Here is an 11,807-nt window from a genome sequence, read left to right on the forward strand (position 1 = left end):
AAGCAGTCAGTGGTGAGGGCACTCATCCTTGAGCTGCTTTTTCTTTTTCACATGGAATCGCGTTTCATTTTTAAACAGTACGTACTTCTCCATCTTTGCGCATTATTTGTCTTGCGTAAGACTCATCACATCCTGCTGGGCATGCACGCGAAATTCACTTGGCGCAATGCCTGTCCACCGTTTGAACTGGCGGCTGAAATGTGCATTCGTTTTGTATCCGAGCATCATGGCAATATGATCAATATTCAGATCCGTTTGTTTTAATAGCCGCTGTGCTTCGTTCAGTAACGTTTCGGATAAATACTTGCGCGGCGCCTGACCGTACACTTCTCGGAAAATTCGATTGACCTGTGACGTGCTCAAGTTGAGCGATTTTGCAATATCCTGAATCCAGGTTCTATCCGTTTCTTGAATCTCACTATGTAGATGGATATATCTTACCGAGTCCTCGATATACTCAGCGATCTGATGGGCAATCGCCTCTTTTCTGGATACAGTAACGGATGCGTTCTGCGATAACTGTCCGACTAGCGAGCCAAGAAGCTCAAATACAGCGGCATGCACCTTCATTTGTTTCGAGGAGGATAAGGATTCAGACAAATGCTCTGTGGACAGATCATACAATGTAGAGAGGATCGGGGACATCGCCATGGCCAGATTCGATGTTGCTGGATAGTAGGTGTCTTTGCTGCGGTTGAGTTCCCGGCAAAAAGAAGTATCGTGCACACTGAAATGAACTGAAAAATAGGTAAACCCTTCTGGCCCTGCCCCTGTGCAAGCATGGGTGATTCCCGGACGAATGAACAAAAGATCTCCTTTGGACTGCTGATGCAGTTTTCCATTGATCACCATGCTCATCTGACCCTCCATCATCCAATGAATTTCATACATCGAATGTTCATGGGATGGATATGTCCAGTTCGAATCTGCTTTTCTGGCATGCAACCCCATTAATTGGAACGACAGACGAACATCAGGCAAACGGCCTAAATACATCGCTTCTGAATGCTTCGCCACTGCAAGTCCCCCTCGTCCTGTACAATTTTTTATTCTGTCATCGGAGTGTCTGTGTAAATCAGCTTGTTGTAAAACTTATATCCTCATTTTAACAGAAAGTTGATGCGTGAAAAGGGTAAATGGTCAGAGTGATTAGAACATCGTCATGAGACATGGTGAATGCTAATCTAGAATTATCAACCCAATAGGGGCACAGGAGGCACGTTTATATGCGAATTATTCGATTTCTGGATGGAGAACAGAAGTGGCTGGCAGCCGTGACGGATGATGAACAAGCCTATCGTTTGCCACAGACCGATTTCATGACCTTAATCTACCAAGCGAGAGAACAGGGCATTTCAACAGTCCAACTTGTTGAAAGCGCTTTTAAACCTGTAAACAAACTGACCGACGATTGGACAACCCTGCATATTGTCAACCCCATTGAAGCACCCGAAGTATGGGCAGCAGGTGTAACGTATCAGCGAAGCCGGGAAGCTCGTAATTATGAAGCAACGGATGGCAAGCTGGATGCGACTACCTTTTACGATAAAGTTTATGATGCAGAACGTCCGGAAATTTTTTTCAAATCCACAGCTGCTCGTACCATTGGACCCAATGAAGCGGTCACGCTACGCAGTGATTCCACATGGCAGATTCCAGAGCCCGAGCTTGGGCTTGTGCTTGCCGCTGATGGCAGCATTGTAGGATACATCGCAGGCAATGACATGAGCTGCCGGGATATCGAAGGGGAGAACCCACTGTATCTGCCGCAGGCCAAAATATGGCGCAATTCTTGTTCTATCGGGCCAGCGATCCGGCTAGCGGAAACGGTGCAGAACCCCTATGACCTGAGCATTATTTGCGAGATCTATCGCAATGGAGAAGTCATTGTAAAAAGTGATGCTAGCACGAGTGAATTAAACCGTAAGCTGGATGAACTGGTTTCGTTTTTGGCAAGAGACAATGACTTGTTCGACGGTACAGTACTTCTGACCGGTACTAATATTGTACCGCCAAATGATTTTACACTTGAGCCAGGAGACCGTATCGAGATTTCAATCAGCAGCATCGGAACGCTAATTAATCCCGTTATTTCGAACTCGTGACAATCCGACAATTCTAAATTCTAATGACTGATTAGAGAGGATGAAAACAATGAGCACTTTTCAGTTAGAGCAGACCTATAGCAATTTTATTAATGGAGAATGGGTGAAAGCTGCCAGTGGAAAAACAGACGCTAGCATCAACCCGGCCAATCGAAATGAAGTGGTGGGGCATGTACCTGCATCTGGCGTGGAAGACCTGAATCAAGCCGTGACAGCAGCAAAAGCAGCGGCAAAGTCTTGGCGGAAGTTAACTGGCGCTGAACGAGGTGATTTTCTTTTTCAGGCGGCAAACGTACTGGAACGCAGAGCGAATGAAGTCGCAGAAGCGATGACGAGAGAAATGGGAAAAACGTTCCCTGAAGCCAAAGGAGAAACAATGCGCGGCGTCGCGATCTTAAGATATTACGCAGGTGAAGGCATGCGTAAAACGGGTGATGTCATTCCGTCCACAGACAGCGAAGCTCTAATGTTTACAACGCGTGTACCGCTTGGTGTTGTTGGTGTAATTGCACCGTGGAACTTCCCGGTAGCTATCCCGATCTGGAAAGCTGCACCTGCGTTGATCTACGGCAATACGGTTGTTTTGAAACCTGCACAGGAGACAGCGGTTACGGCAGCCAAAGTATTGGAATGTTTTGAAGAAGCAGGCCTTCCGGCTGGTGTTCTCAACCTGGTGTGTGGTAAAGGCTCGGTAATCGGTTCTGCAATGGCTGAACATCCAGATGTGAACGGGATTACGTTTACAGGCTCCAATGAAGTGGGTAAACGGGTCGGTGCTGCTGTACTTTCTCGGGGAGCCAAATATCAGCTTGAAATGGGTGGCAAAAACCCGGTCATCATTGCAGCTGATGCTGACCTGGATTTGGCTGTGGAAGGAACGATTAGCGGTGGCCTGAAATCAACGGGTCAGAAATGCACGGCGACCAGCCGCGTAATCATTGAACGAATAGTCTATGATGCTTTCAAGGAAAAGCTTCTGGCAAAAGTTGAGGAAATTCGTTTGGGCGATGGTATGTCTGGCGAGAGCTGGATGGGTCCATGCGCAAGTGAAGGACAGCTTAATACAGTCCTGAGTTACATTCAAAAAGGACAGGATGAGGGTGCAATACTATTAGCCGGAGGGAACAGACCGGACAGTCCTGAGCTTGCAGAAGGATTCTATGTACAGCCGACGGTATTTGAAGGTGTCGAATCCCATATGTCGATCGCTAGAGAAGAAATATTCGGCCCAGTGCTGGCCTTAATGCCTGTAGATTCCATTGAAGAAGCTATAGAGCTAGCCAATGATAGCGACTATGGATTAAGTGCTTCAATCTATACACAAAACGTTGGATCGATGCTTTCGTTTATTCGTGATATGGACGCTGGACTTGTAAGAATTAATGCGGAAACAGCGGGTGTCGAGCTACAGGCTCCATTTGGCGGGATGAAGATGTCCAGTTCCCATTCCAGAGAGCAAGGTCAGGCCGCTATTGAATTTTTCACCGCAATCAAAACCGTCTTCGTGAAATCTTAAACTGCGGGGAGAGATATCATGTACGAACAGATTCGATCCATTATGGGTGAAAATTCGCCTGATCTGAGTAACAATCAATCTGACCTCTTCACGATTCAAGCCCATGCTCCCGGGGTGGAAGGGCGTCTGCCTCTAACCGATGATTTACTGCGAAATGCGCCAAGTGGCGACTTGTTCGGCATGTCCCAGAATGTTGGCATGGGGTGGAAGCCTGGAGAGTTAAACGGCAAACAGTATCTGATTTTAAGTACGCAAGGTGGTATACGCAATGAGGATGGCAGTCCCACAGCACTCGGTTATCATACGGGCCACTGGGAAGTTGGACTACTGATGAAAGCAGCGGCAGATGAATTGTCCAGCCGCGGCGGAATTCCGTTTGCCGGTTATGTCAGCGACCCCTGCGACGGCAGATCACAAGGAACAACCGGTATGTTCGACTCACTGCCATACCGAAATGATGCTGCGATGGTGTTTCGCCGATTGATTCGATCTTTGCCCACACGCAAAGGTGTGTTAGGCGTGGCGACATGTGACAAGGGACTGCCCGCAATGATGCTTGCTCTGGCGGGTATGCCGCAGCTGCCAGGTGTTATTGTTCCTGGCGGTGTAACTCTTCCGCCTACGGATGGAGAAGACGCCGGGAAAATTCAGACGATCGGTGCAAGGTACTCAAGCGGAGAGCTTTCACTGGAGATGGCATCAGAGTTAGGTTGCCGGGCTTGTGCTACCCCGGGCGGAGGTTGTCAGTTTTTAGGAACAGCAGCCACAGCTCAGGTTGTAGCTGAGGCGATGGGAATGACTGTGCCTCATGCTGCTCTAGCCCCTTCAGGGCAACCGATCTGGCTTGAGATGGCTCGGCAATCCTCACGTGCACTGATCCAGATGGAGACTCAAGGGTTGAGAATGGCGGACATTATCACCGATGCATCGATTCGTAATGCCATGGTCGTGCATGCAGCCTTCGGCGGATCTACCAATCTGCTTCTTCACATTCCTGCCATTGCACATGCGGCCGGTTTAACCCTGCCCGATGTACAGGACTGGATTCAGGTCAATAAACATGTGCCGAGACTGGTGAGTGCGCTCCCCAATGGCCCCATTTTCTACCCGACCATTCGGGTTTTTCAGGCCGGTGGTGTGCCAGAAGTTATGCTTCACCTTAGACGTCTTGGTTTGTTGGATGAAACTGTGAAGACGGTAACAGGAACATCTCTGAGCCACGTCCTGGATTGGTGGGAGTCGTCCGAGCGTCGGCATGTTATACGAAAACAGTTGCAAGAGGTCGATGGCATCGATCCGGACAGTGTCATTATGAGTGCGGAACACTCCCAGCGGCTGGGCATTTCCTCTACTGTGACATTTCCAACGGGCAATATTGCTCCCGAAGGCTCTGTTATCAAATCTACGTCCATTGACCCGGATGTACTCGATGAACAAGGAGTATATCGTCACAAGGGGTTGGCCAAGGTATTTACCACTGAACGTGAAGCCATCCGTGCAATTAAAACAGGTGGAATAGTCGCGGGTGATATTATAGTCCTGCTTGGACGTGGGCCATCTGGAACAGGGATGGAGGAAACGTATCAACTTACTTCTGCACTTAAACATCTTTCCTTTGGAAAACATGTTTCGCTCATAACCGATGCCCGCTTCTCCGGTGTATCTACCGGTGCATGCATTGGTCATGTTGGACCGGAAGCGCTTGCCGGCGGTCCCATCGGAAAGTTGCGAAACGGTGATTTAATTGACATTGTCGTAGATCGGAGCACGCTGGATGGAAGTGTTAATTTTGTCGGAGCGGAAGGGATCGAAGTTTCTCCCGAAGAAGGAGCATTGATCCTGGCACAGCGGCCTTTTCATCCGGATATGCGACCAGACCAAGCACTGCCTGACGATACACGCTTGTGGGCAGCGCTGCAATCGGTCAGTGGAGGCACCTGGAGAGGCAATATATACGATGTAGACCGCATCATAACTGCACTTGAGGCTGGCAAAAAGGCGCTCGGTTGGAACTGAGGCTCTGCAATCAACGCATTCTTTTACCATGTGCTAGCCAGCAATGTTTCATAGCTATTACTTTTACCGGAGGTTGCTTTCATGAATACAACCACAACCATGATTACCAATCCGATCCTCACCGGCTTTCATCCCGATCCTTCCATATGCCGGGCAGGAGAAGATTATTATATTGCCACATCCACCTTCGAGTGGTTCCCAGGTGTCCGCATTCATCACTCCAAGGATTTAGTTCACTGGCGTGCGTTACCTTCACCATTGACGCGAAAATCCCAGTTAAACATGGAGGGGAATATCAACTCTGGAGGCGTATGGGCACCTTGTCTCAGCTATGATCACGGTATGTTTTATCTGATATATACGGATGTGAAGAGTAGAATAGGTGCTTTTAAAGATACTCACAACTACCTCGTGACCGCAACAAATATCGAAGGGCCATGGTCTGAACCAATCTATCTGAACAGCAGCGGCTTTGATCCTTCTCTGTTTCATGATGAAGATGGACGTAAGTGGCTGGTAAACATGATTTGGGATCATCGTAAGGGCAAAAACCGCTTTGCAGGTATTGTACTTCAGGAGTATTCGGTTCAGGAGCAGAAGCTGGTCGGAAGTGCTATCAACATTTTTAAAGGAACAGAACTGGGACTGACAGAGGCACCGCATCTGTATAAACACAATGGTTATTATTATTTAGTAACCGCTGAAGGCGGAACAGGTTATGAGCATGCTGTGACGGTTGCCCGTTCACGTACATTACAAGGCCCGTATGAAGTCGATCCGCACAATCCGATCCTCACATCACACGGAAGAACGGATTTACCACTGCAAAAGGCAGGTCACGGAAGTCTCGTCGAGACGCACACGGGCGAATGGTACATGGCACATCTGGTGGGCAGACCTGTTCAGGAAAAACACTGTATCCTTGGACGTGAAACGGCTCTGCAGCGCTGTACGTGGAGCGAGGATGGGTGGTTAAGGCTTGCAAGCGGGGATCGATATCCAGAACTTCAAGTGCCCGCACCGAATATAAAGCCTCAGCCGTTTGAACCGTCAGCGGAGATGGACCACTTTGATCAGAGCGAGCTTCGTAACGACTGGAACACTCTTCGTATCCCGCCCGACGAAAATTGGCTTACATTGAAGGAACGTCCTGGCTACCTACGTTTGTATGGGATGGAATCCATGAGTTCAACACACCGACAAAGCATGCTTGCTCGCAGACTTGATGCTTTTAAGTGTGAAGCTGCAACGTGTCTGGAATTCGAACCGGATCATCCGCAGCAGATGGCTGGACTGATCCTCTATTACGATACGCAGGATTACCTTTACCTTAGGGTGACGTATCAAGAAGAAAAAGGACTATGCCTTGGGATCCTTCAGTCTAAATATGGAGTGTATGATGAGCTCTTGGAGGAAGACGTTCCGCTTCCGCTTCAGACAGGTAACCCGATCCGCTTAAAAGTAGTCGTTCACCATGATCGTGCCTGCTTCTACTATGCGTTAGAAGAGCGCGAAGCATCATGGACTCAGGTCGGTGAGTGGACGGATATTACGCATTTATGCGATGAATCCCCGGAATACATCCGGTTCACGGGTACTTATATTGGTCTTTGTGTGCAGGATCTCGGTGGAACCCGAAGACATGCTGATTTTGATTATTTTCGTTATTCCACATCATAGATAATGAAGAAGATGGCTCCTGTTTTCACGGGGGGCCATCTTTTAGGTTTAGAGACATAATTTTATAAAAGGTAGCCTGACTTTAACTAGTTCGCGTGATACATAGAGTTCAGGTATTGTAGAATCTGTGCGCTGTCCTCAATGGAAGTGCGTAATGCGATGTAGCCATCAGGACGAATCAATAAAAGTGTCTCGCTTGTAATATCGTACATTTTATAGGCATTACCTGCTGCGTCAATAATGCATTCTTCCCCTTCAACATGTGATGGTACAATGCAGTGCGTATGGAGTTCATCAAAAGTGAAGTCCATTAGAGAAAGGTGGTCTGTACGGTTTACAAAAGCGAAAAGAGTCCAGTGTGGACCGCGCAAAAGGTCAAAGACATCTCCTGTGAACTCAGCACTTTGCAGACCCTTGGCATTAGGAGCACGATCTCCAGGCATTGAACGGGTAACATTGGCTTGATGAGAGGGGAGGGTAAGAGAACTTGAACGATAAGAAATAAGAAGTCCGCTCGTTAGATCATCGGATACGGTACTTAAGGATTGGGATAATGCTCCACGTTCAGTCGCTGTCCCTAGAATCGCTCCCATTTTTTTGGTGCTATCCTCAAGCACCGCTTTTGCTACGGGACGACGTTCCTCATTATAGGTGTCAAGCAAGGTGGTGTTTGCTCCGCGTATGACGGATTCCAGTTTCCATCCTAGGTTGTAGGCATCCTGTATCCCGGTATTCATGCCTTGCCCTCCGGCTGGTGAGTGAACATGCGCGGCGTCTCCGGCAAGAAAAACCCGACCGTTGCGGTAAGATTCAACCATTCGCACGTTGATCCGGTAGATAGATAGCCAGGAGGCATCGATAAACTGAACATGCCCAGCACCTGCCCGACGGTTAAACATATCCTGATACACTTCTAACGATGGCTTTTCCGGTTCCTTAATCTCTGACGGAATGGTAGCTTGCAGTTGCCAAATATCAGATTTAGGTAATGGCGTTACTCCGACCATCCCCTCCGGCGAAGTCCAGATATGGATATGATCACGATCCAGTCCTTCCAAACGCACATCGCCAAGATACCAGCGTTCATGATCGTGTGTATTCCCAACCAATGGATGATGGATAAATTTGCGAACACTACTTTTACCACCATCAGCGCCAACCACATAACGGGCATGAATTTGCTCTTTTCCTTCTGATGTATTCACTGTTACCAGTACACCCTCCAAGTCTTGAACAAGTCCTACGGCTTCCCTATCCAACTCCACTTTACCGCCAAACATCTCATATCGGTCACGTAATGCCTTTTCCACATCAAATTGAGCAATCCAGACCGGATCTGGATAGGGTGATCCCAGTTCAGCGCTGGCCGCAACGGTAATAGAGGGCTTAACTATACTTCTGCCATCCTCATTGTAATAGCGCACAGGTAAATCCACGACACCTGTGTCCATAATGTAACGAACGGCTTTCAAATCATCAACGACTTCAAGCGAACGGGGCTGAATTCCTTTGGCACGGGACGCTATGTTATACGAAGTGCTTCGTTCGATAATCCGATGGTCTACGTTTCGACGGGCAAGGTCGCAGGCAAGTGTCAGCCCTGTAGGCCCAGCCCCGACAATAAGAACATCAACAAAAGACTGTGGCGTGTTCATAAGTTAATTCCTCCTTGATCATGGATCGGGATAGGTTATATAAAATAAACTACACCGTGCAGTGTAGTTTGTAAAGAGGAACTCATTTTTGATAGTATAGTTATAGGGGGGAAGCTTAAGGATGAATACTACGGAAAACAAAAAAGTCCGCAAAGGCTCTTCTGACAAAAGAGCGAAAATTATTGCGGCGGCACGAGACTTGTTTCTCTCAGATGGGTTTGATCGTTCCAGCGTCGATGCGGTCGCAGCTAAAGCAGGTGTTTCGAAAAGAACAGTTTATGATTATTACGGTGACAAACAAAACTTGTTGCTTGCTGTTGTGGAAGAAACGAGTTGGGCGGTTTTGGACATGATCAAACAAGGAATAACAGACTACCTCTCGGAATTCGAGGATCTGGAGCAGGCTCTTATCTTGTTCTGTGAACAATTCGTAGCTTCAGCGAACGGTTCTTCTGATTACAGTGCTTTGATCCGTCTGGTTACGATGGAAGAAGCCAACCTACCCATCTCTTTTATAGAAAAGTTAGACAACGCAACGGAAGAGGGGATGATCAGGAGGTTTGCGGAGTTTGGAGAAAACGGACTGCTTGATGTGCCCGATCCCGAACTGGCTACAAAGCATTTTGCCGCATTAACGTTTTTGATGGTATTTAATCAACCGAAAAAAATCGGAAATGTTCAGGATGAACAAACCAAGCGAATCATCACTGAAGGGGTACGTGTCTTTCTTCGCGCCTATGGGCAACACACCATTTATTATAAAAAATGAAGAATTGTCCTGATCGTTGGGTTCACTTTTTAAAGAATTACATTCTGGAGGGAGTACATATGAAGCAATACAAAGTGATTCACCCGCATAAGTCCAATTATCCTGACCCTATTGTTCTGGCTAAGGGAGATATTGTTCATTATGGAGAGGAAGATACTGAATTTCCGAACTGGATTTTTTGTGAATCTATCAAGTCTAAAAAGCGTGGCTGGGTACCCAAGCAAATACTGAGCACACCGAATGAAGAACTGATAGCAAAAGTAAAGGAGGACTATGCTGCATATGAATTGAACGTGACTCCTGGTATGATCGTACTGAAAGAATTTGAGCTGAACGAATGGAGTCTTGTGCACACGACTGAAGGTGAGAAGGGGTGGGTACCTAATAAAGTTATCACCCCATTAAAACAATGACCCGTTGGGTTCTACGTCATTCTGGAACAACCCATTTCTTCACAAAGATTACCTACGCATGGTTAGCCATTCCGATTGCAAAATCGCGTATTGATACTCATCGATCCAATGACCTTTGGACATGTAATTTTCGAGCAAATGTCCTTCGCGTCTCATGCCCAAACGTTCCAGAACGTGAATAGACTTTGTGTTACGCACATCGGAAAAAGCGATCAATTTATGTTTGTTCAGTGTACCGAAAACATAGTCAAGTAGGGCACAAAGTGCTTCATGCATATATCCTTTACCTTGATGCTCAGGCGCAAGAGTAAATCCAAGCTCGACAATTCGAGGTTCGGCTCCAATTGTATGAATCGCACAATCTCCGATAATCTGATCAGACGCAGCCAAAGCAACCGCATATTGAAACCACCTACCCGGCTGATCAGGGGAAGATTCTAATTGACGGCCGACAAATGATTCTGCATCTTCAATCGTATAATTTTCCCAGGATTGAAAACGAGCAATATCGGGATTAGAGCGGTACTGATAGAAGGACTGAACGTCTTGCATGCCGAACTTTCGAATCACGAGACGCTCCGAAACGGCAAATACTTCTTTCGATTTCTCCATTTTATAAAACCTCATTTATTCTCTTCGAATTTTTGCTTTTCACTAGTTCGTTTTCGATTTAAAAAATTCAATCAACCACTCCGCTAGTTGGTGTTGCGCTTTGCTAATGAATCGATCCGCATAGTAGGTCAACTCCATATGTCGAACAGGTGCAGGCCCAACAATGGGAATCGTTACGATATCTTCCCAGCCGGAATGCTGCTTTAACAGTTCTCTTGGCTGGATCGTTGCACCAATACCTGCAGCTACCAGTTGCAATAGGGAAGAAGCAGAACCTGCTTCCATAACCGTCGTTAATTCCAGGCCTTGCTCCCGGAAAACTTCATCCACCAAATCTCTGCCAATATACCCTTTGGGATACATGACTAGCGCAAGCCGTGTCAATTCTTCCAGGGTTATTTCATGTTTATTTGCAAGATCACTGGATGCATGAACAAACAGTTCATAAGGCTCACTTCCCAGTGGAATCTGTACAAGGCGCTTGTCCTTGGGACCACGAAGACCAATGCCAAGATCTACTTTATGGGTTAGTACTTCGTCTCGAACGAAAATGGTTGAAAAAGCCTGTAGCTTCGTATGAGGGTACCGAGTCTTGAATTCAACAAACAGCGGAACAAGTTGAAAATCAAGATCAGAGGGTAACACAGCAAGCCGGACCGTTCCACGCTTCTCCGATACAAGTTCTTGAATCGCACTTTTTGCATCCATTTCAGCCTGAATCATTTTCATGCCGTATTGGTGAAGAAGCCTGCCTGCCTCAGTTGCAACTACTTTTTTTCCAATTCGATCGAAAAGGGGCATACCGACTTCAGCCTCCAGCAGACGGATCTGCTGACTCAACGTAGGCTGTGAAATCCCGAGAAGCTCTGCGGCTTTCGTGAAGTGAAGATGCTCAAAGACGGCCATAAAGTACGTTATATTTCGAGTATCCATCTTTTTCTCCTCGTTTAATGATAGTATTTTACTATCATAATAATACGAATTATTGGATTGATCAATGGATAGGACGGACGTATACTCAAAGTGACTTCAAGAAGAACC

10 protein-coding genes are annotated in these 11,807 nt (G+C 47.0%); 6 read left to right on the forward strand and 4 right to left on the reverse strand.

From position 1 onward, the window contains the following. Positions 1-102: 102 nt before the first annotated feature. Positions 103-1,017 carry an AraC family transcriptional regulator gene (locus tag BLQ13_RS03905; RefSeq protein WP_090916191.1) on the reverse strand — a complete coding sequence of 305 codons (915 nt, stop codon included), beginning with the start codon at positions 1,015-1,017 and terminating at the stop codon, positions 103-105. 209 nt (positions 1,018-1,226) lie between these two features. On the opposite strand from BLQ13_RS03905, the gene BLQ13_RS03910 reads away from it, so the two are divergent. From BLQ13_RS03910 to BLQ13_RS03925, 4 genes are all read left to right on the forward strand, one after another. Continuing rightward, positions 1,227-2,105 (forward strand): fumarylacetoacetate hydrolase family protein, encoded by an 879-nt coding sequence (locus BLQ13_RS03910; RefSeq protein ID WP_090916193.1) that lies wholly within the window; start codon positions 1,227-1,229, stop codon positions 2,103-2,105. A gap of 49 nt (positions 2,106-2,154) precedes the next feature. Next, entirely contained in the window at positions 2,155-3,621 is a 1,467-nt protein-coding gene (gene gucD, locus BLQ13_RS03915; protein ID WP_090916195.1) for an alpha-ketoglutaric semialdehyde dehydrogenase GucD, read from the forward strand. Positions 3,622-3,639: 18 nt separating this feature from the next. Next, positions 3,640-5,637 carry a YjhG/YagF family D-xylonate dehydratase gene (locus tag BLQ13_RS03920; protein WP_090916197.1) on the forward strand — a complete coding sequence of 666 codons (1,998 nt, stop codon included), beginning with the start codon at positions 3,640-3,642 and terminating at the stop codon, positions 5,635-5,637. Positions 5,638-5,718: 81 nt separating this feature from the next. Next, positions 5,719-7,317: a glycoside hydrolase family 43 protein gene (locus BLQ13_RS03925; RefSeq protein WP_090916200.1), complete on the forward strand. Its 1,599-nt coding sequence runs from the start codon at positions 5,719-5,721 to the stop codon at positions 7,315-7,317. A gap of 86 nt (positions 7,318-7,403) precedes the next feature. Here the strand turns inward: BLQ13_RS03925 and BLQ13_RS03930 are convergent, their stop codons facing one another. After that, positions 7,404-8,972: an FAD-dependent monooxygenase gene (locus BLQ13_RS03930; protein WP_090916202.1), complete on the reverse strand. Its 1,569-nt coding sequence runs from the start codon at positions 8,970-8,972 to the stop codon at positions 7,404-7,406. Positions 8,973-9,093: 121 nt separating this feature from the next. On the opposite strand from BLQ13_RS03930, the gene BLQ13_RS03935 reads away from it, so the two are divergent. Together BLQ13_RS03935 and BLQ13_RS03940 are read left to right on the forward strand one after the other, a co-directional pair. Beyond that, a complete protein-coding gene (locus BLQ13_RS03935) occupies positions 9,094-9,741 on the forward strand; it encodes a TetR/AcrR family transcriptional regulator (protein WP_090916204.1) in 648 nt (215 codons plus the stop codon). Positions 9,742-9,800: 59 nt separating this feature from the next. Then, positions 9,801-10,154 (forward strand): SH3 domain-containing protein, encoded by a 354-nt coding sequence (locus BLQ13_RS03940; protein ID WP_090916206.1) that lies wholly within the window; start codon positions 9,801-9,803, stop codon positions 10,152-10,154. A gap of 48 nt (positions 10,155-10,202) precedes the next feature. On the opposite strand, the gene BLQ13_RS03945 is transcribed toward BLQ13_RS03940, so the two are convergent. Both BLQ13_RS03945 and BLQ13_RS03950 read right to left on the reverse strand, forming a co-directional pair. Next, on the reverse strand, positions 10,203-10,766 hold the full coding sequence (locus tag BLQ13_RS03945; protein WP_090916208.1) for a GNAT family N-acetyltransferase: 564 nt from the start codon (positions 10,764-10,766) through the stop codon (positions 10,203-10,205). 42 nt (positions 10,767-10,808) lie between these two features. Then, positions 10,809-11,699 carry a LysR family transcriptional regulator gene (locus tag BLQ13_RS03950; RefSeq protein WP_090916210.1) on the reverse strand — a complete coding sequence of 297 codons (891 nt, stop codon included), beginning with the start codon at positions 11,697-11,699 and terminating at the stop codon, positions 10,809-10,811. Between the last annotated feature and the right edge of the window lie 108 nt (positions 11,700-11,807).

Source organism: Paenibacillus polysaccharolyticus (assembly GCF_900102085.1).
Taxonomy (GTDB): domain Bacteria; phylum Bacillota; class Bacilli; order Paenibacillales; family Paenibacillaceae; genus Paenibacillus; species Paenibacillus polysaccharolyticus.

What these genes read in the sequence shown, in the direction of transcription:
- BLQ13_RS03910 (WP_090916193.1), top strand. Translation starts at nt 1,227, where the DNA reads ATGCGAATTATTCGATTTCTGGATGGAGAACAGAAGTGGCTGGCAGCC.
- gucD (WP_090916195.1), top strand. Translation starts at nt 2,155, where the DNA reads ATGAGCACTTTTCAGTTAGAGCAGACCTATAGCAATTTTATTAATGGA.
- BLQ13_RS03920 (WP_090916197.1), top strand. Translation starts at nt 3,640, where the DNA reads ATGTACGAACAGATTCGATCCATTATGGGTGAAAATTCGCCTGATCTG.
- BLQ13_RS03925 (WP_090916200.1), top strand. Translation starts at nt 5,719, where the DNA reads ATGAATACAACCACAACCATGATTACCAATCCGATCCTCACCGGCTTT.
- BLQ13_RS03930 (WP_090916202.1), bottom strand. Translation starts at nt 8,972, where the DNA reads ATGAACACGCCACAGTCTTTTGTTGATGTTCTTATTGTCGGGGCTGGG.
- BLQ13_RS03935 (WP_090916204.1), top strand. Translation starts at nt 9,094, where the DNA reads ATGAATACTACGGAAAACAAAAAAGTCCGCAAAGGCTCTTCTGACAAA.
- BLQ13_RS03940 (WP_090916206.1), top strand. Translation starts at nt 9,801, where the DNA reads ATGAAGCAATACAAAGTGATTCACCCGCATAAGTCCAATTATCCTGAC.
- BLQ13_RS03945 (WP_090916208.1), bottom strand. Translation starts at nt 10,766, where the DNA reads ATGGAGAAATCGAAAGAAGTATTTGCCGTTTCGGAGCGTCTCGTGATT.
- BLQ13_RS03950 (WP_090916210.1), bottom strand. Translation starts at nt 11,699, where the DNA reads ATGGATACTCGAAATATAACGTACTTTATGGCCGTCTTTGAGCATCTT.